This window comes from Spongiibacter nanhainus, from assembly GCF_016132545.1.
GTDB lineage: Bacteria > Pseudomonadota > Gammaproteobacteria > Pseudomonadales > Spongiibacteraceae > Spongiibacter > Spongiibacter nanhainus.
In genome coordinates this window covers 2,750,008-2,772,235 of the sequence record NZ_CP066167.1, presented here as the reverse complement: position 1 = coordinate 2,772,235, position 22,228 = coordinate 2,750,008, and the positions used below count along the sequence as shown (strand labels likewise).

The window sequence follows — 22,228 nt, the reverse complement described above, 5'->3', positions numbered from 1 at the left end:
ACCCTGTTACCAACCGTTAGCGGAAGATCCGCAGGTAGCAATTATGGCGCTGACGAAGCGGCACTTTAACTAAATTTGGATGAAGGTACAAAACGAATCGAGCAAACATCCTTGATGCATTACGCAATGCGCGCTATTCACCGGTGATCTCGGCATCAATGACTGTAAGCGTTAAGGGAAGTTACATTAATCAATGGGCGTTGGAGGATAAAAACGCCGGCTGTTCGATAATGTCCGCGACCTGTTGCAGGCTCTGTTCCCAATTACCCCGGGAGATTGGACCACCGTAACATAGCCGCAGTCCGTCTGGTGGATTGTTGTCGGTGCTAAAGACCGCACTGGCCACGGCGCTAACCCCTTGTGAGCGCAACTCCACTGCCAATTCAGATGGATTCCAGTTGGAGGCTTTGGGCAATTTAAGCCAAAGATGGAAGGCGCCATTTGCGCCCGTTATCAAAGTTCTCCCCAGGTGCTGTTCGGCCAGTTTAAGGCGCGCATTGCCCTCGTTGCGGATGGCCTTAAGCATAGCGTCGGCAGTGCCATCCAAAATCCAGGCGCTGACCAGGGCATCGGTCAAGGGGCTGGACATCACTGAGAGCGCGCGCATTGCACCGGCGGCGCGCTGGGCCTGGCGTTTTGATGGCGCATGTAAAAAGGCCGAGCGCAGCCCCGGGCCAAAGCACTTGGCGGTGCCGGTGATATAGTAGGTCAGCTCCGGGGCCAGCTCTGCAAAGGGCGTAATGTCGTCGGTGCAGAGCATGGTGTAAGCATCGTCCTCAATAATGGGAATGCTGTAGCGCAGGGCGATATCGGCCAAGTTTTCGCGGCGCTTGTAGGGAATCGTGGCGGCGGTGGGGTTGGCGATGGTGGGGTTGATATAAAACGCGGCGATCTTGCCGCTTTTGCAGGCCTCTTCAAAGGCGTGGGGGAGTGGGCCGTACATATCCCGCTCCAGTGCGTGAAGGGTCAGACCAAGCTGCGCGGCGATGGCCTTGATACCCGGGTAAACCAAACTTTCCACCGCGATAGCTTTGCCTTTGGGCGCCAGCAGGCTCAGCAAGCCAACCAGGGTGCTGTGAATGCCGGGGCAAATCAGTGTTTGCTCCAGGCTGGCGTGACGGAGACGTCGATCCAGCCACAGCAGCGCTGCCTCTTTGTCGTGCTGGCTGCCACCAAATGACTGGTAGCGCAGCAGGGCGTAAATATCCTGCTGAGCGAGTACCGCGATGGCGCTGTCTCGTATCGACTCGACCAGGGTCGGGATGGCCGGCTCGATCATCAGGTTCATTGTCATTTCGTAGCCGCCGGCAACCGGGCCGAGGGAGACCGGCTTGCCCTTCACATAGCTACCGGAACCGGGGTGGGATTCAATCAAGCCGCGGCGCTTGGCCTCGCTGTAGGCCCGTGCGGCCGTGGTGTAATTGATATTTACTGCGGCGGCGAGATCGCGAAGGGTAGGCAGGCGGTCCCGGGCCTGGAGTCGGCCCGATTCCACGTCTTCGGCAATAAGGTCGGCGATCAACAAATAGGCCGGGCGCCCCGTTTCTTGCGCCAGGGTTTTGGCCCAGCGTTTTAACTCTACTTGATTCATGCAGTTGTTCCATTACGGCGAGGTCGACGCACTCGGGATTTCGACTCCGTCTGCTGTGGCTCTGGGTGTATGACGTCTTGGGTCATGCTATTGGGTTGATAGTTTTATAACCAGCAATTGATTGCATATAACCAGAAAATTGATTGCATGTAAAATTGATCGATGACTCTCGTGCTCCATTTCTTTGCATTCTCCATTTTGTCGCACAAGCGCTGTGCATAAACCTATTTGATAGGCGAAGTGCGTTATTTGTGGTGTTTTACGGGAAGTTGAGCGGCAATAAAAATTTTATTTAGAGCGACGTGCTTGATCGCATATTGATTGCAATCAATGACAAGTTAGATGGCATATTGATTGCTCTATTCGTATGGCAACACAACATTTTTAGCCATACTTATGGAGACAAACCATGCCAAGCGTAACCCATGCCCAACACAAAGCTGGTGACTACTTTGTTGATTATGAAGAGAAAGTTTTTGAGGACGTTAAGGCGGAGCCCGGCCAAAAAGCACTGGTGACCTTTCATACCGTCGCCTTTGAGGGATCTATCGGACTGGTCAATATGCTTCAGGCGACCCGCCTGCTTCGCAAAGGCTTTGAAACGTCGATTCTCTTGTATGGCCCCGGTGTGACTCTGGGTTTGATGCGGGGCTTTCCCACCATCGGCGATGAGGCCTTCCCAGGTCATTTAAATTTCAACAATCAGCTGACCAAGTTTATGGCTGAGGGCGGCAAGGTCTATGCCTGTCGCTTCGCATTGCAAGCCCTTTACGGTCACGGTGAGCCCTCGCTGGTGGAAGGGATTCGTCCCATTAACCCCCTAGATGTGCTGGACCTTAAGCTACTGCATATCAAAGACAATGCCATTATTGTTGATACCTGGACGGTGTGAGAGGCGGTGATGTCTGACTCTCAAACCATCCGCGTTGCCGCTGCTCAGATCGCCCCCGATCTGAGTAGTGGTGAGGGGACGCTGGCCAAGGTGCTGGCAACTATCGATCAGGCTGCTGCCGGCGGGGCGGCGCTGATCGTGTTTCCGGAAACCCTGTTGCCTTACTACCCATACTATTCCTTTGTTACTCCCCCGGTGGCCAGCGGTGCCGAGCATATGCGCCTTTATGAAGAGGCGGTGGTAGTGCCGGGGCCAGTCACAGCGGCAGTGGCTGAGCGCGCCCGGGCCCGAGGCATTGTCGTGGTGCTGGGGGTCAATGAGCGCGATCACGGCAGTCTCTATAACGCTCAATTGATCTTTGACGCCGACGGAGAACTGCTGCTGAAGCGTCGCAAAATCACCCCCACCTTTCACGAACGCATGGTGTGGGGGCAGGGTGATGCCTCGGGTTTGAAAGTGGTGGACAGCCGGGTAGGGCGAATTGGTGCTCTGGCCTGTTGGGAGCACTACAACCCCCTGGCCCGCTACGCGCTGATGACCCAGCACGAGCAAATCCACTGTAGCCAGTTTCCCGGCTCAATGGTGGGGCCGATCTTTGCCGAGCAGATCGATGTGACCATACGTCACCACGCACTGGAGTCCGGCTGCTTTGTGGTGAATGCCACCGGCTGGCTCAGCGACGAGCAGATCGCCTCTATTACCTCGGACCCGGCCCTGCAGAAAGGCCTGCGCAGTGGCTGCCACACCGCGATTGTCTCACCGGAGGGCGTCAATCTTGCCGAGCCACTGCGGGAGGGAGAGGGGCTAGTGGTAGCCGACCTCGATATGCGCCTGATTACCAAACGAAAACGCATGATGGACAGCGTGGGCCATTACGCCCGGCCGGAACTGCTGAGCCTGGCCATCAACGACCAGCCCAGTCACTGCAGCCACACCATGGCCGGCCGCGCGCCGGACATGCCCACAGGAGAATACAGCGATGAATGCGAACGTGCCGACACAGCAGCTGATCACTGATCTGCAGACCCGGGGCCTACGGCTTAATGGCAAGCGCGGTGATCACCTAACGCGGCGCGGCGGCGCTGGTCCCAGCGATCACCAGGCAGTGCAAGTGGGCGACAGCACGGTGATGGTGCCCATCTACAGCGATGAGGCCTGGCAGTCCCCCTATTCCATTGGCGACGAAGACAGCGGTCCGGCGCTACATAAGGATGGTATCCCGGTCGCCGATATCACCTTTGTGCATACGCCCAGCTTCTATGACCTGAGCACCGCCGACGGCGTGCCGTATTCACATATCGCCACCTTGCACAGCGCCGATGTGTTGGCGACGACGGTGCTGCAAACCTGCATTCGCTACGAGAGCCGCCGCAAAGCCTGCAAGTTTTGCTCAATCGGCCAGTCGCTTCGGGCCGGTCGAACCATTGCCCACAAAACCCCCGAGCAGTTGGCGGAAGTTGCCGCCGCGGCGGTGAAGTTGGATGGCATCAAGCACATGGTGATGACCACCGGCACGCCGGCGAGCGCTGACCGGGGGGCGTCGGTCCTGTGTGATAGCGCCAAAGCGGTTAAAGCTGCCGTCGATATTCCCATTCAGGGGCAGTGCGAGCCGCCGCGAGATCCCATTTGGTATCAGCGTATGAAAGACGCCGGTATCGATGCACTGGGTATGCACCTCGAGGTCGTGACGCCGTCGCTGCGAGACGAATTGATGCCCGGTAAGTCGGAATTGCCAGTGCCGGTTTACATGCAGGCTTTTGCCGATGCCGTGTCGGTGTTTGGTCGCGGGCAAGTCAGCACCTATATCCTCGCTGGACTGGGGGACAGCCACGAGGCGATTGTGAACTGTTGCAAAGAGCTGGTGGAGCTGGGGGTTTACCCCTTTGTCGTGCCCTTCGTACCTATTCGGGGTACGCCCCTGGAGGACCATCCGGCACCCAGCAGCGAGTTTATGGATGGGTTACTGCGGGGCGTTGGCGCACTGCTAAAGGCGGGTAATTTGCGCTCCACCGATATCAAAGCCGGCTGTGGGCGCTGCGGTGCCTGCTCCAGTCAATCTAAATACGAAGTGTGAGGAGCCGCTAATGTCGATGCCATTGCCAGAGGCGCCGCGAAGTGAGATCGGACGGACTACGGGCGAGCTGCCCTACACCGGTTACACCATTAAATGGGCAAGCGCGCCCTGGGAGGTGGACGCCGCCCATGATCTGCGCCGCCGGGTTTTTTGCGGCGAGCAGGGTCTGTTTGTCGATGACGATATTGATGCGGTAGACCGACAGGCACAGGTCTTGGTAGCGCTGGGCAGTGTCTGTGGCTGCCCACAGGAAGTGGTGGCTACGGTGCGTATCCACCAGGAAGCGCCGGGAACCTGGTATGGCTCCCGGCTGGCTGTCGATAGTGCCTATCGACGGCAGGGCCAGCTGGGAGCCAGCCTGATCAAGCTGGCGGTATCCAGCGCCCACGCGCTGGGCTGCGAGTGTTTTCTTGCCAATGTCCAGTTGCGCAACGAGCCGCTGTTTCGTCGTCTGCATTGGCGGCGGATTGGCAGCAACTGGGTATGTGGGCAGGAGCACGCGTTGATGCAAGCGGATTTGCGCCGCTATCCACCCATCGATAAACCCTATCAGGGCTTTATGGTGTGCAATCGGCGGCCGTCACGCCGGGCTGCCGGAGAGCTGTTCCCCAGCTTGCTGGCCGTGCACGGGGAGGGCGGCAAATGAGCCTTGCTGATCTCGTTAGTAGCGTTCGTCGTTATGCAGGTATTGACCACAAGCGGGACATTGCCGATCTGGCGCCGCTGATGCCGGAGCTGCCCAAGGGCTTTTGTCGCAACGGTGATGATGCGTCAGTGATTCCCGGCGGCCAGGGTTGGACCCTGCTGGCTATGGAGGGCTTTATCACGGAGTTCGTCGAAAGCGATCCGTGGTTTGCCGGTTGGTGTGGGGTCATGGTCAATGTCAGCGATATTGCCGCGATGGGTGGGCGCCCCACAGCCGTGGTGAATGCCATCTGGGACCAGGGTCATGACAGCGCCAAGTTGATGATGCAGGGCATGGCCGACGCCGCCCGGACCTTCAATGTTCCGGTGGTGGGGGGGCATACCAACCTTCACGCCAGCGGGCCCCAATTGGCAGTGGCCATTGTTGGACAGGCCGAGGCCTTATTGAGCAGCTTTGCCGCCAAAGACGGGCAGACACTGGTGGCCGCTATTGATCTGCGGGGCGAGTATCGGCGGCCCTACCTCAATTGGAATGCGGCCACCGGTGCCGAGCCGGCGCGCTTGCGGGGTGATATCGAACTGCTGCCACACATCGCGGAGCGGGGCCTGGCCAGTGCCGCCAAAGACATTAGCCAGGCCGGATTGCTGGGCACACTGCTCATGCTTCTGGAGTGTTCTCAGCTTGGCGCCGATGTGGATCTGGCGGCCATTCCACGTCCGGCGGGTATTAGCCACAGCGATTGGCTGTGCAGCTTCCCCAGCTTTGGCTATGTGCTGAGTTGTGACAGCCGCTATCTGCCGACACTGCTGTCGTTATTTGCAGCGCGGGGCATCGATGCAGCACCCATCGGTACCCTCAACACTAGTTTGCAGCTCACCGTCAGAGAGGGGTTAGAGGAGGACCTGTTCTGGGATTTGCTCGAGCAGCCCCTGATGGGCCTTGGTGGCAAGTCTCAAGCCAAGTTCCAAGTCAAGTCCCGTTCCCAAGCCGAAGGTTATAGCCCTTATACAGCCATACAGACTTTAGAGGATGCTTACCCATGCCCGCTTTAAATTTTACCGTGCGCTGGCCCGACGGCAGCGTCGACAATTGTTACTCCCCCTCCACCGTGTTGCACGAGCACTTGCAGGAAAAACAAAGCTACGACCTGGAGGAATTTGTTCAGCAGGCCCGATTGGCCCTGAACGAGGCCAGTGAGAGGGTGCAAAAAAAGTACGGCTATTACTGCAGTAGCGCCATAGATCAACTGGCGCAAATTGAACACAAGGCTCAGCGCTTTTTAAGCAGCCCAGACAGGAAAGTGGAAATCCTCGAGATCCGCTAATTGATTCAACTTTAGAGGCAGTGCCTGGGGCGCTGCTTTACTGATCAGTGCAAGGAAATACGGTTATGACTGTGTCAAAGCAAATCCCTGTGATTATTGTCGGCGGTGGACAGGCAGGGCTGTCCGTAAGTTACTACTTGAAACAGCGGGGCATTGAGCACCTGGTGTTTGAACGCCGCACCAAGATGCACAGCTGGGCCAGCCAACGCTGGGATTCCTTTACCCTGGTGACTCCCAACTGGCAGTGCGAGCTGCCCGGCCATCCCTACGATGGTGATGACCCCTTTGGCTTTATGCGCCGGGAGGAGATTCTCGATTACTTGCAGCGTTTTGCCGATAAAGTCCAAGCACCCATCCGGGAGGGGGTGGCGGTGGAGCAAGTGAGTATCGACGATGACGGCGGCTATACCGTCCAAACGTCTGAGGGCAACTACCGCTGTCAGCAGGTGGTGGTAGCCTCCGGGGGATACCACAGCCCTATTATTCCCCGCATGGCGGAGAAGCTGCCGGCACAGACATTTCAAATGCATTCTGCCCAGTACAAAAATCCACAACAGCTGCCGGAAGGGCCGGTGCTGGTGGTGGGCTCGGGACAGTCCGGCGCGCAGATAGCCGAGGATTTGCATTTGGCGGGTCGACAGGTTTATCTGGCTACCGGAAACGCGCCACGAGTAGCCCGTCAGTATCGTGGCAAAGATGTGGTGGAGTGGCTGCATGAGATGGGTTATTACGATATCTCGGTGGAGGACCACCCCTTAAGAGAGGGCGTTCGGGACAATACCAACCACTATGTTACCGGTCGCGATGGCGGCCGGGAGATCGACCTGCGGCGCTTTGCCCTTGAGGGAATGGAGCTGTTTGGCGCACTGGAGGACTTTGAGGACGGCGAGCTGTTATTTCGCGATAACCTGACATCTAACCTGGATCAGGCCGATGACACCTATCGCAATATCAATGCCCGTATCGATGACTATATTGCCAAGGCCGGTATCGATGCGCCGCCAGCAGAGCCCTATACACCGGTGTGGGCACCTCAACAGGAGCGGACTCGCTTGAAGCTTGCAGAAGCAGGCATTGCCAGCATTATCTGGTGCATCGGCTTTAAACCCGACTTTGGCTGGTTGGATGCGCCGGTGTTCAATGGCATGGGGCAACCCAAACACCGTCGCGGCGTATCGCCCCAGCCGGGCTTGTACTTTATCGGTCTGCCCTGGCTGCATACCTGGGGTTCCGGGCGCTTCTCCGGGGTAGCCAGAGATGCTGAATACCTGGGACAAAAAATTGCCGAATACGAGTCCGCCGAAGTGGCCGATGCCGTGAGTGCTTAGTGGTTGGTATTTTGGTTTTTGGCATTCTGGTTTTTGGTATTCTGGTTTTTGGTATTGAGGGCGGCATTCACCCGCCGTGATGCCAGAGCGGCGATAGGTAGAGCTAGAAAAGAGGGAATAAGCCCCAGCAGGCCGAGGAATTTTAGGCGCACTGGTACAAAACGTCGTGCGCTGATCTTCCAGCCCTCATCTCGGCGCTGCCAGGTATCCTCGTAGTATCCCAGTGTCTGGGCTCCTCCAATGCCCTTGGGGCCGGTGACCAGGGCATCGACATAAACCCGTGAGTTGGCGCTATCGCCCTCAATGTGAATGCTGGCATTGCTTAAGCGGTGCAAGGATGGGCCTGAGTGGGCGTGGATCATATAGCGGGTAATGCTTTCTCTATCTCGCCAGGCACCCATTTCGCTGTAGTCGCACTGACAGTCCTCGGTGAAGCAGCTGCGAAATAACGTCCAGTCCCGCTGATCAATCCCCGTGGCATAATTAGTCAGCACTGCAGTTATTTGGTCTTTGTCACGCATATCGTCTCCTCACAGCGCCCTCTCACAGTCCCCTTGTAGAACCAAAGCCCGGTCTTGCGATCAGCAATAAACACCTATCATAGCCCATTGTGGACGGCGTTTTTGCGTGCCCATCCCTAGCGCCGAACACTCACCTGTGGTTGACACCCTTTTTATTTTGGCAGGGCAGCAGTGTAGAAAGTCTAGCCTGACACCGCAGCTGTAACATGCCTGTAAACACGACATTGTTGGATACATGGGTGGCCCAAACAGGAGAGACGGTATTAACGCGATACAGCTGAAACGCAATGTGTGGCTCGTTTACACTTATTGCGGGCGGCTTTTACGCCAGTTAGTGGCTGTGTGCTGGGCTCCGTCAGCGCCGCCTCTCACCCGCGCCAACTTGACCCTGCCTGGCAACAATATAGTGGCTGAAATCGATCGGCGCTATTTGTCTTTCTCCGTTGATATCTCGGTGCTTGCCGGTGGCTTTTGGTGGGAGGGCGCCCTGAATACCCGCCGGGGTCTGGGCACCCTGCGTACACCTCCGCTGGCTCTCGACTCCGAGAAGCTGGATCGGCTGGTGCAGTTATTGGGTCCGGCCTATCTGCGGGTTGGTGGGTCCGAGGCGGATAAAATTCACTACTTTGAAAGACCCGCCGGCGATGCCAATGCTCTGGTGTTGACCCGGGAGCAGTGGGATGACCTGCATGCCTTTCTGGATCGCAATGACTTAAAGCTGGTATTTACCTGCAAATATGGCCTCTTTAAGCGCGAGCACCACGGGCGATGGCTGGGCACTGAACTTGAGGCCTTGCTAAATTACAGCCGGGATCGGGGTTACCATATCGACGTCTTTGAGTTGGGTAATGAGCTGAACGCCTATTGGGCCTTCCACGGCTTAATGTCCCAGCCCAGGGCGGTCAATCTCGCCAGGGACTACAGTCAATTTCGGCAGAGTGTGCTCTCGTACTATCCCGGGGCGAAGATCTCCGGCCCTGGCAGCGCCTTTTGGCCTAGGCTGGGGGAGACCGTGCGGCCTATCTCCAATATTACCCCCAAATTTTTATCTCACTTGGGCTTTGATCTGGATATAGTCGACTGGCATTACTATCCCTTTCAAAGCGATCGCAGTCCGGTTCGCACCCGGCGGGCCCGTATCCGTCATTTGCTTGACCCCAAGTCCTTTGAGTATTTCCGCAGCTATAGTCAACGGCTGCGGGTATTGCGTGATCGCTATCAACCCAATGCCATGTTGTGGACCGGGGAAACGGGCTCGGCCCAGTGCGGCGGACAGCCTGAGCTATCCGACCGCTGGGTATCGAGCTTTTGGTGGGCCGATCAACTGGGCATGGGGGCTCGGCAGGGACAAGGGGTGATGGTTAGGCAATCGCTGATTGGCGGTGACTACGGCATGATAAGCCGCCTTACCTTAAAACCTCGGCCGGATTACTGGGTGAGCTGGCTGTGGGGGCAGTTGATGGGGCAGCGCGTGTACGCTATCGACAGCAATACGCCCTATATTCGCTGTTATCTGCACTCGGCCAAGGAAGAGGGCCGAGTATTGTTGCTGATTAATCTTACGGCTCGTCGTGTGGAGGTGGTGCTGCCACCGGAGATTGGCGATCGTATCACCGGGGGATATGAGCTCACAGCAAAGTCGCTTACCAGCCGCAAGGTGAGGCTAAATGGCAAAAAGCTGCGCTTTAAAAAGGGCAGGGTAAAATTAGCGCACTTTGAAGCAATCCCCTTTCCCGGAGCTTTGGCCCCTAACAGCATCAGCTTTTGGTGCTGCTGAATCAGGGCATAGCGTCCAGAGTCTGGCCTAAGATAAGGCCTACTTACCCATCACCTTTTCATTGCCCTTGGCCATGATGGCCACCAGGGTATTGCGGGAGAGTGGGAATAACAGCCTCAGTCCCAGGCGCATTTTTCGATTGGCCAGGCGGGTAGGGCCTTTGCCGAGATTGGCGAGGGCATCCCGCACCACATAATCCACCGATTCGGCGCCTTTAACGGGCTGGTTAGGGCTTTTACTTAAACCCCGCTGAAAGCGCAGGCGACGCAACGCCGGTGTGTCGGTTTCGCCCAGCATCAGCCCCAGTACATTGACCCCCAAGGGTTTAAGTTCGCACCACAGCGCTTCGGCAAAGACCATGTCAAAGGCCTTGGATGCACCGTAGGCCACCATGTTGCGGGCGCCAGCCAGGCCGGCCCCTGAACCGAACAGGATAATGCCGCCGCGACCGCGGTCGGCCATCGATCGGCCCAGGTGATGGCACAGTTGCATGGGAACCAGGCAATTGCGTTGCACTATGGATTCAGCTTCGGTGAGGGGGGCATCCAGAAAACCTCGGTAATTGGCATCTGCACCGGCGCAATACACCAGCAGTCCGACGTCGATATCCTCAAGCTGTGCCAGCAGTCTTGCACTGGCGTCCGGCGCCGACAGGTCCATGGTTACGGCCCGGGTCTCAATACCGAAGCGCTGTTGGAGATCTGCAGCAAGGCTGTCCAGCGGCGCTTGGCGTCTGGCTACCAGAACCAGGTTAAGCCCGCGCTCGGCCAAGACCTCAGCAAAGTGTTGACCGACGCCCTCGGATGCACCGGCAATAATAGCCCAGGGTCCGTACTGTTGTAAGAAGGTCATGGCACCGCCGCTGTCCGCAAGGTTGTAGTTTGTAAGCGCGTCTACCGGGATGGAATGTACAGGCGGTGACCCTTGCGGGCCACCGCAGCTGCTTCAGCTACTACTCTGCTTTGAAAGCTATGGCCTTGGTGTCGAGGAATTCCTCGATGCCTTCCACGCCCCATTCCCGGCCCATACCGCTGCCTTTAAAACCACCAAAGGGCAGGTCGCCGGTAATGCTCATGCCGCCGTTAACACTCACTGCGCCGGCATTGATGCGTCGGGCAATCTTGGTGGCACGCTCCTTGTCGGCGGACATTACCGCGCCACCCAGGGCGTAGTCGTTATCATTGGCAATGCGAATGGCGTCTTCGTCATCATCAAAGGGAATGACCACCAGTACCGGACCAAAGATCTCCTCCCGGGCGATGCGCATGTCGTTGGTGACGTTGGCAAAGCAAGTGGGCTGGATAAAGTAGCCATCGCCTTTTTCTTTGGCGGGACCACCACCGGCAATGACCTCGGCGCCTTCTTTTTTACCGATCTCGATGTATTCCAACACCCGCTCGTACTGCTTCTGGGAAATCACCGGGCCCATGATATGTTCGGGGTTGTCGAACTCACCCCATTTTTGCGAGAAGCTACCGTAGGAAATTTTTAGCGCTTCGATCGCTTCGTCATAGCGGCTTCTGGGGACCAGCATCCGGGTGGGCATCGCGCAACCCTGGCCAGCGTGGAAGACCGCCATACCCATCATGCAACAGATTTGGAAGTCGGGGGCGTCTTCCAAAATAATATTCACCGACTTGCCTCCCAGCTCCAGGAAGATGCGCTTCAGGGACTCGGCGCCATTGGCCATAATGCGCTTGCCCACAACCGTCGAGCCGGTAAAGGAAATGACATCCACCCGCTTGTCTTTGGTCAGCATTTCTCCCGCCATAGCCGGGTCGGCAGAAGTGATAACGTTAAATACGCCCTTGGGCAATCCAACCTTGTCGGCGATCTCACCCATGATAGAGCCCATACGGGGGGTGTCGGGCGCTGGCTTTAGAATCACCGTGCAGCCAGCCAGTAGCGCGGCCACCACCTTACCCACATTGACGTAAAGGGGCACGTTCCACGGGGTAATGGCGCCCACGACACCCAGCGGTTGGTGGATCACTATACGGTCAGACTCGATGCCCATATCGTTTTTGCGGCCACGGTCTTCTTCCCAGGTCACTTTCTTAAAGCACTCCAGCAGGTCGCGACCGCCATTCAGGGCGCCGTCGATCTGAGCGCGGCTAGCAGCGCCGATAGCAGAGCCGGCCTCTACCCGAGCGATCAGCGTGAGTTCGTCTTTTCGCGCGAACATTTCATCGACGAACTTGGTCACTAACTCATAGCGCAGATCGTGATTGACCGACCAGTCGGTTTCATCAAAGGCGCGCCGGGCGGCGGCGATGGCTTCCTCGACATCGGCTTCAGTGGCATCCGCTGCTTTACCGCAGGGCTTCGCGGTCCAGGGGTTGATGACATCAAAAGTGTTGCCGTTCGCCGAGGGGCGGATAACGCCATCAATATAGAGATTGGCATCAGCGAGCATGGTCATGGTGTTTTCCTCTAAGATTGGCGCCCTATGGGCGCTGTTAGTCGCGTTTATGTTTATGTTGCTGTTCAAGTACTGTCTTTGGCTAACTACTGTCACCGGCGGCGTGGCAAGCCGCAACGTAAGCCCAAGTGATGGAGGGCCCTATGCTGCCGCCGGCGCCGGGGGTAATTCGCCCCATTACTGAAGCTGTGGAGGTGCCGGTGGCGTAGAGCCCCTCCATCACGCTGCCGTCTTCCCGCAGTACTCGGGCGTGCTCGTCGGTGAGCAGGCCGCCAAAGGTACCCAGATCGCCGGGGTAAACCCGCAGTGCATAAAACGGTCCGCTGTCGATTTTGCCCAGTGTTTCATTGGGTTTGTGCAGGTCGTCACCCAGCCAGCGGTCGTAAATATGGCCGCCGCGACCAAAGTCGCTATCTTCGCCGGCGTCTACAAAACCGTTGAAGCGGGTCACTGTGTTGGACAACGTGGCGGGATCAATGTCACAGGCTTGGGCCAGTGCCTCAAGGCTGTCGCCCTGTTTGATAAAGTCGGCGTCGAGCCAGGTCTGCAACTTTTTCTTGTTAACGCCGCCGCCTACCAGCCAATATTTGTCGATGTACTGGCTGTCGAGAATCATCCAACTGGGAATCGACGGTGACTGCGCCTGGCGTTCCAGAATGGCCTTGGAAAGCGCCATATAGGACGCCGACTCCCGCATAAAGCGCTGGCCGCTTTGGTCCACCACAATACTGTGAGGTTTGGCCAGGTCGCCCTGCATGGCGGGCTTCATGTCGGGGTTGTTGGGGGGCAGGGTGGTGGGAGAGCCCATCCGCTCGTTCATTTGCGCCACCGCGGCACCGAGGGCCATGGCTTCCTGAATCATTTCACCGGTGTCGCCGGGGTTGGCATTGGTCCACTCCGACTTGGCGCCGGGAATATACTGATCCAGCATGGCCTGGTTGCGGGCAAAGCCGCCGGCATTGATCAGCACGCCGGCGCTGGCATTGATCTCCATATCCTTGCCGTTGATGTTGGCCAGGACGCCGGAGACCCGGTCGCCGTGGGTAAGGAGCTTTTTCACGGCGGCGTTAACATGGATGTCGACACCCTCATCCAGCGCGGCCCGCAGCAATTGGCCCTGCAATGCGTGGCCGGCGGTAACCAGGTGCTTGCCGGTCAGCCGGGTTTTCAGCGTCCGGCCCAGAATGCGGAACAGGGTTTTCTTGGCGGCTTTGGAGCGCTTCATATTGGGCAGTTGCATGGCCTCTTCGAGATAGGCCGGCAGGGGAATAAAGCCCGGCCGCAGCTTGGCTTTCCACTCTTTGCCAAGGGTGTTGAGATCGAATAGCTCCGAGACCACGGTGCGGCCCAGCTCCGACTCCCCGGGGGCCTCGTAGTAGTCGGGCCAACTGGGAATGCGGCGAAAGCGCAGGCCTTTGGAAATAAGAAACTCCAGCATCGCCGGCGCTTGATCAACATAGGTGGCTCGCCGTTCGGCATTGGCACCTGGGGCGTCGTCATCGGCGCCTGCAGTAGCCGCCAGGTAGGCAATGGCGTCATCCCGGCTGTCGGGAACGCCAGCCTCTTTCATATAGCGGTTGTTGGGAATCCACATTACCCCGCCAGAGGTGGCGGTGGTGCCCCCCAGTAAGTCAGTTTTTTCCAGCACCATCACCGACTTGCCCGCCGAGCGCAGTTTAAGCGCGGCGCACATCGAGCCGGCGCCGCTGCCCACTACGATAAAGTCTACGTTCTGCTTCATAACATTAGTGTCTCCGCAGTGGGTAAGATTAGGGATGCCGGGCACCGAGGCCGACGCTGCCGATATGGAGGTCCGCGGGCAGGTCGATGACATTGCGGAACACTTGAGTCACCGACTCAAATTGTGACAGCGGTCGTTCCAACAGATTGATACCGGCGGCGATAGCGGCTTTGCCAAAGGCGGCCCGGGCCTCGGGGTCCACGTCCCAGGACTTACCTTCCTCGTACATCTGTCCAGCGCGGACATTGGTCACCCGTATGCCCTCCGGTTCCAGCTCTTGGGCCAGTGCGCCGGTAAACTGCTCCAGCCCGGCTTTGCTAGAGCGGTACACCGATAAGTGGGGAAAGGGCATGCCCACCGACTCGCTGGTGACATTAATGATATGGCTGCCTTTTTCCATCAGTGGGATGGCTGCCCGGGCGCAGAACATGGCACCGGCGAGGTTGGTCATCACCGCGCTGATGATCTGCTCATCTTTAGCGTCGACAATCTTGTAGGGCTCGAACACAGCGGCGTTATTGATCAGTACATCGACCTTGCCGAACTGAGATTTTATTGCGGCAAAGGTCTCCCGCACTGAATCGGCAGAGCTGACATCGCAGGCCAGAGCGGTGGCCCTGTCGCCGATGCTATCGACAACCGCGTCGAGTTTGGATTTGGTGCGGCCCAGCAAAACCACCTGATCACCATCCTGGGCGAAGCGTTTTGCCAGCGCGCGACCGAGGCCTACACCAGCGCCGGTAATTACCATTGTCTTTGTCATAAATAAGAAGGTCTCTACAGCCTATTGTTATTCATCGTCGCTTTGCTGGTAGGCCGACAGATCGCCGCCATAGGCGATACCGCCGGGCCAGAATTTATCGCCGCTAATCTTGTTGAAGTAGTGCACTGTACGGGCGAAAGAACCGGTTTGGGAGCGTGGCTCCATAGCAATACCACTGGGGCTAACACCACGGGCCCGGGCGCTGAAGTCCCGCAGGGTAAACAGCAGGTCATCGGTTTGCTGAGCGCAGAGCACCAGCTGGTCACCGGGGCAGTAGTGGCGGGGCTCAACCTGGTAATTGCTGAGTTCGCCGCGCTTCATACCGACATGGCCGGGGACATTGATGACCTCCACACTGTGCACTTCTTCATACCACTTCTGATATTCCTCATAGTGCCCTGCCACGTAGTTACCGAGAATGATGCTGACGCCGGACAGCGGCTGATCCGGCTGATAGTTGGGGCTGTATTTCCAGTCGCCAAATAGCTGATAGCTGTATATACGCTCGGCGCTATCGTCGGCGATGAGCCCTTTATCTCGGACATTGGCCAGCAGTGGCCCCAGGGCGGGAATGTCGATTTCCGGAGTGTCGGTCTCGAAGTCGTAAACGCTGACGTAGCGCCAGGGTTGCAGGATGTCCGGCATGATTTGCTGCTCGGCGACCTCATAGCGCTCAGCGCCTTTAAAGCCCCGCAGTTTGGCCAGTTCCTCCCGGTGGGCGCCGTCAAACCAGGTGGCGTATTCCAGCTCCCGTCCCGCCGTCACATTGTGAAAGTGCACCGTTGTATAAAGCGTCATCTTATTGTCCTGTTAGGGCGACTTTGACCGTCCGAGTACGCGAAATGAGCGCATTTCAGCGGTGTTGATGGTGCGGTCTGTCGCGCGTTCTGTTATGTTGCTATTGAACAGCACTGATGTATACTAACGCAAAAAACGAAGGCAGCGCCAGCTGCAAAATCGGGGAGGACTTAATGAAGATTCGGATCGATAAAGACGCCTGTGTAGGCAATGCCCGATGTGCCAATGTGTCTGAAGAATTATTCCCACTGGACGACGATGGCTATATCAGTGTTGTCGAGGTGGATGTGCCGGAGGGTATGGAGCAGCTAGCCCGCCGTGGTGCCCGGGCCTGCCCCGAGCGAGTCATCCACATTATCGATGATGAAGACTAGTTGTAATCGAAATTTAATCTTTCGGCCTTGGTCGGGCGGTCCTGATGCCCTCATTGCCACGGCAACATAGCGAATAAAGAGGATAAGAAATGAGCTTTCTCGGTTATGAGAATAAACGTGTCATTGTTAGCGGTTGTTACTCCGGTATGGGGGAGGCGACTGCCCGGCAATTGCTGGAGCTGGGTGCGGAAGTGCATGGCCTGGATTTCAAAGAATCCAGCCTGGACCTCGCCTCGTTCCACCAAGTCGATTTGCGCGACCCGGCGACTATCGACGCCGCCATCGAAAAAATCGGTGGCAAGGTCGATGCGCTATTTAACTGCGCCGGCTTGCCGCAAACTGCGCCGCCGATGGACGTAATGAAAGTGAACTTCATCGGCATGCGTCACCTCACCGAGAAAGTGCTGCCCCTGATGAGCGAAGGCAGCTGCATTGTGACCATCTCCTCCAACGGCGGTATGGGCTATCCCCGCAAGATGGAGTTGCACGGTCAGTTCCTGGCTAACGAAGGCTACGACGCTGCTGTTAAGTGGTGTGAAGAGCATAAAGAAGAGCACGTCAAAGAGGGCTATTCCTTCTCCAAAGAAGCGGTCTGTGTCTGGACGCTGATGATGGCACCCAAGTTGATCAAACAGGGCATCCGCATCAACTGCACCCTGCCTGGTCCGACCCAGACGCCAATGATGAGTCACTTTGAAGAAGCCACCGACGACAAAGTCCTCAACACCTTTATCCAGCCTATTGGTCGTCGTTCCACACCGGAAGAGCAAGCGGCAGCGCTCATCTTTTTGAACAGTGCACCGGCCAGCTACCTGAACGGCCTTGCGCTGCCGGTTGATGGCGGCTTTATGGCGGGCATGATGACTGGTCAGGTGGATCTGTCTGCCTTGGCGGCGATGATGGGCGGCTAAAGAGAAGACGCCGGGGCGCGCTTGATGCGTCCCGATGCACTTCAGTGGTAACGGACAGAGTCTATGTCAGAAGCAGTTCAACTTAGCGAAGCCGTCAGTCGTCCCGGGCATATTCCCGAGTCATTGAGCTATGACTTTGATATGTTTCGGGACCCCGAGCTCAATGCCGATCCCCACCGTCGGGTGGTGGATCTGCTGCACAATGCGCCGCCGATATTCTGGACTCCCCGCAATGGCGGGCACTGGGTATTGTTAAGCCACAGTGCCAACTTTGAAGCGGCCCGAGATGTGGAGGCCTTTTCCAACGAGATTTATCCCCGCGAGCAAATGGTGGAGATATTTGCCGAGTTGGAAAAGCAGATGGGGCGCATTCCCGAGGCTTTTCCCATCAACCTCGACCCACCGATGCACACCAAGTATCGCCAGCCCTTGCAGCGGGTGTTCTCTCCCAAGACCATCGCTGGCTTGCAAGACAGCATCCGGCAATTAGCCAAAGAGCTGATTGCCGAGTTTGCCGACCGGGGTCACTGCGAGTTGATGAGTGAAGTGGCCGAGCCGCTGCCGGTTCAGGTGTTTTTAAAAATGCTGGGCCTGCCCCTGGAAAAGCTGGCGGAGTATCGCCGCCTGACCCGGGAGCACCTGGATGCCATCGGTTCGGAAGACCCGCTGGACAGTTTGCGCTCAATGCAGGACGTGGCCGCTGCGATGCGGGACACCATTATCGAGCGCCGAGATAATCCCCAAGACGATATTCTCAGCATGCTGTGGCAGGTCGAAGTGGACGGTCGCCCCACCACCCAGGAAGACCTGGAAAACTACGGTGTACTGCTGTTTATCGCCGGCCTGGATACCGTGATGCAGGGCATTGGCCACGGTGTTCGCCATTTGGCTCGTGACCATGAGTTGCAGGCCAAACTGCGTGACAAGCCAGAGCTGATTAAGGATGCCGCCGAGGAGCTGCTGCGTCGCTACACCTTTACCGTGCCGCCGCGCCGGGTCGCCAAGGATGTGGAGTTCCAGGGGGTGACCATGAAGAAAGACGAGCGCGCGGTGATGTACCTGCCGGGCGCCGACCTGGATGCACGGGAGTACGCCGATCCCGAGACCTACATGCTGGACCGCAGCAATCCCCATATTGCCTTTAATGCCGGGCCGCACCGCTGCCTGGGGTCGCATCTGGCGCGGGTTGAATTACAGGTGCTCTACGAAGAGTTACTGGCGGCCTTGCCGATGTTCAGTGTCGATCCCAATAAGCCCCCCACCTTTCACTGCGGCAATGTGATTGGCGTGGACTCTCTTCATCTGGTTTGGGAGGCCTAAACGCCATGAGACCACTACCGCGATTGGACTCTTTTAACCGAGATTTTTGGACCGGCGGCGAGCAGGGCGAGTTGCGCATCATGCACTGCAATGATTGTCAGGGTTATATCCATCCGCCGCGTCCTGTATGTCGGCACTGCTTGTCTGACAACGTGGCACCCAAAGCGGTGTCGGGATACGGCGTTGTCGACACCTACACGGTCAATTACCAAAAGTGGCACCCGGCCATGGAGGTGCCCTTTGTGGTGGCGCGTATCGCTCTGGAGGATGCACCAGGGGTAATACTCACCAGTAATGTCATCGGCTGCGAGGTCAATGAGGTGGATATCGGCGATCGCGTGGCGGTCACCTTCGAACACCAGGACGACGTCTACATTCCGCTTTTTGAGAAGGTGAAGTAAGGGTGAGTAGCGACGCATTTATCACCGGTATCGGTCAGTCAGAAGTGGGCAAGCGCCTGGAGCGCCACCCGCTGTTATTGACGGTGGATGCCGTGCGGGAAGCCCTGGCCGAGGCCGGCCTGAGTATTGAACAGATCGACGGCGTATCTACCTATCCGGGACGAGTGCCGCAAATGCTGGGCTTCTCCCCAGTGGGCGCCGACGAGCTGATCGACGCCCTCGGCATCAAGGCTACCTGGTATGCCGGCGGTGGCGAAATCACCTCCCAGCTGGGCGCTATTGTGGCCGCCGTAGGGGCCATTAAATCCGGCCAGGCCCGCCATGTGATCTGCTATCGCACCGTGTACGAGGCCGGTGCCATGGCTAAACCTGACGAGTATCCGATGCCGCGCCGGGATCGGGTAGACGGCATGAGCCAGTGGACCGCGCCCTTTAACGCGCTGTCGGCGGCGGTTTGGGTAGCTCAGTACGCCATGCGCCATGTCAAAAAGTACGGTTTGACCCGGGAGCAACTGGCTCAGGTGGCTTTGAATGACCGCGCCAATGCGCTGCGCAATCCCAAGGCCTTGATGTATGGCAAGCCCCTGTCCATGGATGAGTACCTCAGCGCTCGGATGGTCAGTGACCCGCTGTGTTTATTCGATTGTGACCAGTATACCGATGCTTCCACGGTGTTGATCGTATCGGCAGGCGACGCCCTGGACGAGATCAAGTGCACGCCTATACGCATCGCGGCCATGGCCGGCAGTGTCGACCGGCACAGCTGGGACCAGGCCGAGTGGATGGCGTCGTATGCCACTGGACGAGACCTGTGGAAGCGCTGCGATTATCGCCCCGACGATGTCGATACCGTGCAGCTCTACGACGGTTTTAGTTTTCTCGCGCTGACCTGGCTGGAAGCGCTGGGCTTTTGCGAGGTAGGCGAGAGCGGCAAGTTTGTTGAGGGCGGTCAGCGTATTGCCCTGGACGGCGAACTGCCGATGAATACCTTTGGCGGGCAGATCGGCGCTGGGCGTTTCCACGGCTTTGGTTTTGCCCACGAATCCGTACTGCAGCTGCGCGGTAATGGCGGTGAGCGGCAAATTCCCGGCGATCCCAAGGTGGCGGTTGCCACCTCAGGTGGTGGCCCTCTGGCCACAGCCCTGCTGCTGGCGCGGGACGCTTGAGGCTTACCGTGGATAGCCATTGTGAAACCGCAACCGGGTTTTGGCGGCGGCTGCGGGTAACACCGACGAAGCTGGCGGTGTGCAGCCAGTTGGAAGATGACTTTCATTGCATGTCAGTGACGGTGCATCACGATGGCGGCGTTGCGCAAAGCGTCGAACCGACAATACACCGGGCGCCCTGGACAACCTGCCCCGGGGCAGAGGCGACATTGACGCAGACCTTTCGGGATCTGCCACTGTCAAAATTTACAGAGCGAGCAGGACAAAAGCGCCAGAACTGCACCCACTTGTTCGACCTGGCAGTGCTGGCGGCGGCCCATGCGGCGGACAGTGACACGTTGATCTACGACATCGTGGTCAGCGACCCGCTAGCGGGAGAGCGAAGCGCCGAGATACGGCGCAATGGCGAGTTGGTCTTGCACTGGAAGGACAAGGCCTTTGTGTTGACCTGGCCTGAGGCCATAGCGGGTCAACGACTGGACAAACTGCGCCAGTGGATAGACAGGCAGGATGAGGCGACCCAAGAGGCCGCCCGTCTGCTGCAGTGGGGCATGATGCTGGCCCACGGTCGGACGATCCCCCTCGCCGACCAGTCGGATGCTAGCAAAATGCCATCCAACTGCTACACCTTCCAGCCGGAGCGCGCTCGGCGCGCCCGCCGGGTGGGTGAAATTATTGATTTCAGTCACGGGAGCGCACGACCCCTCGACAACGTCGAGCCGGCGCTTCCCCCAAGTGTTCGCCGGGCTTAGCGTTTGGCCCGGATTACACGGTATTAGCAACCGGCACAATAACAGTCGCCGATAGGAGGACGATATGCAAAAAGACGATATGGTGATCATCAGTGTGGATGACCACATCACTGAGCCGCCGGACATGTTTGACAAGCACCTGTCTGGCGACGATCTGAAAACCGCCCCTAAATTCTGCACCGACGAGAACGGCAAGAGCTACTGGACCTACCAGGGGATGTTTATGCCTTCCGTGGGCCTGAACGCCGTCGTGGGTCGCCCGCCAGAAGAGTACGGCATGGAGCCCACCTCGCTGGAAGAAATGCGCAAAGGCGTTTACGACGTCGATGCCCGTGTTGACGACATGAATGCCAACGGTATTGCCGCGTCGCTGAACTTCGGTACCGCGGTTGGTTTTGACGGCGGTCGCTTCCATAAAGCGGAAGACAAAGAGCTGGCCAAAATCCATTTGCGCGCCTACAACGATTGGCACGTCGACGAGTGGTGTGGCTCACACCCCGGTCGCTTCATCCCCTGCGGCATTCTGCCGACCTGGGACATGAAAGCCACCGTTGCTGAAATCGAGCGTCTGGCCAAAAAGGGCGTTACCGCTGTTTCGCTGAACGAAAACCCCACCGTACAGGGTCTGCCCAGCATCCATAACGAGTACTGGGAGCCCATGTGGAAGGCACTGGTTGACCACGACATGGTGACCTGCCTGCACATCGGTGCCGGTAACCCCGCGCCCCACGCCTCAATGGAAACCCCCATCGAAGCCTGGATTACCACCATGCCGATGTCGGTCTCTACCGGTGCCGCTGACTGGCTGAACCTGGACGCGCTGCTGCGCTACCCCAGCATGAAGATCGCCCTGTCCGAGTCCGGCATCGGCTGGATTCCTTACTTCATGGAGCGGGCCGACTTCAGCCACGAGCGTCACAAAGCCTGGACCAATTCCGGTTTCGGCGGCATGAAGCCCAGCGACATTTTCCGTCGCCACTTCATGAGCTGCTTTATCGACGATGCGTTCGGCTTGAAAAACCTGGACGCCTTCGACGAGAACATGGTGGCCTATGAGTGTGACTACCCGCACTCCGACACCCTGTGGCCGGAAGTACCCGAGCACCTGTGGGAAAGCGTTAAGGAGCTGACTGAAGAACAGATCGAGAAGGTGACCCATCGCAACGCGATGCGCTACTTCAACTTTGACTTGTTCTCTCACTTCAAGCGCGAAGAAGTCACCGTAGGTGCGCTGCGCGCCAAAGCCGCTGCCGACGGTGTCGACACGTCGCCCCAGTCTTACGGTGGTGATGCGCCCCTGGCCGCCGGTGAGGAAAAACGCCGCATCGTATCTGGCGATTTGATGAAGATGTTTGCCCACCACGCCAAGAGCGCCGAGGAACGCAAAGCAGGTTGATGACAGACAGCATTGCGACAGCGATGAAAGG

Annotated in this window: 22 protein-coding genes; 15 read left to right on the top strand and 7 right to left on the bottom strand. The window is 57.8% G+C overall.

What is annotated here, in order from left to right; translation table 11 throughout:
- Positions 1–190 precede the first annotated feature (190 nt).
- Entirely contained in the window at positions 191–1,591 is a 1,401-nt protein-coding gene (locus I6N98_RS12690; RefSeq protein ID WP_198568719.1) for an aminotransferase-like domain-containing protein, read from the bottom strand.
- Positions 1,592–2,000: 409 nt separating this feature from the next.
- On the opposite strand from I6N98_RS12690, the gene I6N98_RS12685 reads away from it, so the two are divergent.
- The 7 genes from I6N98_RS12685 to I6N98_RS12655 all read left to right on the top strand — a co-directional run bounded on the left by I6N98_RS12685 (position 2,001) and on the right by I6N98_RS12655 (position 7,855).
- Positions 2,001–2,483: an MSMEG_0572/Sll0783 family nitrogen starvation response protein gene (locus tag I6N98_RS12685; RefSeq protein ID WP_198568718.1), complete on the top strand. Its 483-nt coding sequence runs from the start codon at positions 2,001–2,003 to the stop codon at positions 2,481–2,483.
- 9 nt (positions 2,484–2,492) lie between these two features.
- Positions 2,493–3,500, top strand: a complete 1,008-nt coding sequence (locus I6N98_RS12680; RefSeq protein ID WP_198568717.1) for a Nit6803 family nitrilase — start codon at positions 2,493–2,495, stop codon at positions 3,498–3,500.
- Positions 3,463–4,557, top strand: coding sequence for an MSMEG_0568 family radical SAM protein (locus I6N98_RS12675; protein ID WP_198568716.1), 1,095 nt, complete (start codon positions 3,463–3,465; stop codon positions 4,555–4,557). The genes I6N98_RS12680 and I6N98_RS12675 overlap by 38 nt, the downstream gene beginning before the upstream one ends.
- Before the next feature lie 10 nt (positions 4,558–4,567).
- Positions 4,568–5,203, top strand: a complete 636-nt coding sequence (locus I6N98_RS12670) for an MSMEG_0567/Sll0786 family nitrogen starvation N-acetyltransferase (RefSeq protein ID WP_198568715.1) — start codon at positions 4,568–4,570, stop codon at positions 5,201–5,203.
- Positions 5,200–6,255, top strand: a complete 1,056-nt coding sequence (locus tag I6N98_RS12665; protein WP_198568714.1) for a sll0787 family AIR synthase-like protein — start codon at positions 5,200–5,202, stop codon at positions 6,253–6,255. The genes I6N98_RS12670 and I6N98_RS12665 overlap by 4 nt, the downstream gene beginning before the upstream one ends.
- On the top strand, positions 6,243–6,527 hold the full coding sequence (locus tag I6N98_RS12660) for an MSMEG_0570 family nitrogen starvation response protein (RefSeq protein WP_198568713.1): 285 nt from the start codon (positions 6,243–6,245) through the stop codon (positions 6,525–6,527). The genes I6N98_RS12665 and I6N98_RS12660 overlap by 13 nt, the downstream gene beginning before the upstream one ends.
- Before the next feature lie 65 nt (positions 6,528–6,592).
- Positions 6,593–7,855: an MSMEG_0569 family flavin-dependent oxidoreductase gene (locus tag I6N98_RS12655; protein WP_198568712.1), complete on the top strand. Its 1,263-nt coding sequence runs from the start codon at positions 6,593–6,595 to the stop codon at positions 7,853–7,855.
- Here I6N98_RS12655 and I6N98_RS12650 read toward each other — a convergent pair.
- Positions 7,852–8,376: a nuclear transport factor 2 family protein gene (locus I6N98_RS12650; RefSeq protein WP_198568711.1), complete on the bottom strand. Its 525-nt coding sequence runs from the start codon at positions 8,374–8,376 to the stop codon at positions 7,852–7,854. The genes I6N98_RS12655 and I6N98_RS12650 overlap by 4 nt on opposite strands.
- A gap of 406 nt (positions 8,377–8,782) precedes the next feature.
- Here I6N98_RS12650 and I6N98_RS12645 point away from each other — a divergent pair, with 406 nt between their 5' ends.
- Positions 8,783–10,153, top strand: coding sequence for a glycosyl hydrolase family 79 N-terminal domain-containing protein (locus I6N98_RS12645; protein ID WP_232787333.1), 1,371 nt, complete (start codon positions 8,783–8,785; stop codon positions 10,151–10,153).
- Positions 10,154–10,192: 39 nt separating this feature from the next.
- Here I6N98_RS12645 and I6N98_RS12640 read toward each other — a convergent pair whose 3' ends face one another.
- The 5 genes from I6N98_RS12640 to I6N98_RS12620 form a co-directional block, all read right to left on the bottom strand.
- Entirely contained in the window at positions 10,193–11,005 is an 813-nt protein-coding gene (locus tag I6N98_RS12640) for an SDR family NAD(P)-dependent oxidoreductase (RefSeq protein WP_198568709.1), read from the bottom strand.
- Between the two features lie 100 nt (positions 11,006–11,105).
- Complete coding sequence (locus tag I6N98_RS12635; RefSeq protein ID WP_198568708.1) at positions 11,106–12,575, bottom strand: aldehyde dehydrogenase family protein; 1,470 nt, start codon at positions 12,573–12,575, stop codon at positions 11,106–11,108.
- Positions 12,576–12,657: 82 nt separating this feature from the next.
- Entirely contained in the window at positions 12,658–14,316 is a 1,659-nt protein-coding gene (locus tag I6N98_RS12630) for an FAD-dependent oxidoreductase (protein WP_198568707.1), read from the bottom strand.
- A 28-nt stretch (positions 14,317–14,344) separates the two neighbouring features.
- Complete coding sequence (locus I6N98_RS12625; RefSeq protein WP_198568706.1) at positions 14,345–15,079, bottom strand: SDR family oxidoreductase; 735 nt, start codon at positions 15,077–15,079, stop codon at positions 14,345–14,347.
- Between the two features lie 27 nt (positions 15,080–15,106).
- The gene (locus tag I6N98_RS12620; protein ID WP_198568705.1) at positions 15,107–15,877 is read right to left on the bottom strand and encodes a hypothetical protein; all 771 of its coding nucleotides are present in this window, start codon (positions 15,875–15,877) and stop codon (positions 15,107–15,109) included.
- A 173-nt stretch (positions 15,878–16,050) separates the two neighbouring features.
- Here I6N98_RS12620 and I6N98_RS12615 point away from each other — a divergent pair, with 173 nt between their 5' ends.
- The 7 genes from I6N98_RS12615 to I6N98_RS12585 all read left to right on the top strand — a co-directional run bounded on the left by I6N98_RS12615 (position 16,051) and on the right by I6N98_RS12585 (position 22,197).
- Positions 16,051–16,251, top strand: a complete 201-nt coding sequence (locus tag I6N98_RS12615; protein ID WP_198568704.1) for a ferredoxin — start codon at positions 16,051–16,053, stop codon at positions 16,249–16,251.
- 89 nt (positions 16,252–16,340) lie between these two features.
- The gene (locus I6N98_RS12610) at positions 16,341–17,162 is read left to right on the top strand and encodes a coniferyl-alcohol dehydrogenase (RefSeq protein ID WP_198568703.1); all 822 of its coding nucleotides are present in this window, start codon (positions 16,341–16,343) and stop codon (positions 17,160–17,162) included.
- Positions 17,163–17,225: 63 nt separating this feature from the next.
- Positions 17,226–18,482 (top strand): cytochrome P450, encoded by a 1,257-nt coding sequence (locus tag I6N98_RS12605; protein ID WP_198568702.1) that lies wholly within the window; start codon positions 17,226–17,228, stop codon positions 18,480–18,482.
- A 5-nt stretch (positions 18,483–18,487) separates the two neighbouring features.
- Complete coding sequence (locus I6N98_RS12600; protein WP_198568701.1) at positions 18,488–18,883, top strand: Zn-ribbon domain-containing OB-fold protein; 396 nt, start codon at positions 18,488–18,490, stop codon at positions 18,881–18,883.
- Positions 18,884–18,885: 2 nt separating this feature from the next.
- Positions 18,886–20,049, top strand: coding sequence for a thiolase family protein (locus I6N98_RS12595; RefSeq protein ID WP_198568700.1), 1,164 nt, complete (start codon positions 18,886–18,888; stop codon positions 20,047–20,049).
- A gap of 8 nt (positions 20,050–20,057) precedes the next feature.
- On the top strand, positions 20,058–20,801 hold the full coding sequence (locus I6N98_RS12590; RefSeq protein WP_198568699.1) for a hypothetical protein: 744 nt from the start codon (positions 20,058–20,060) through the stop codon (positions 20,799–20,801).
- Positions 20,802–20,865: 64 nt separating this feature from the next.
- A complete protein-coding gene (locus I6N98_RS12585) occupies positions 20,866–22,197 on the top strand; it encodes an amidohydrolase family protein (protein ID WP_198568698.1) in 1,332 nt (443 codons plus the stop codon).
- Positions 22,198–22,228 lie beyond the last annotated feature (31 nt).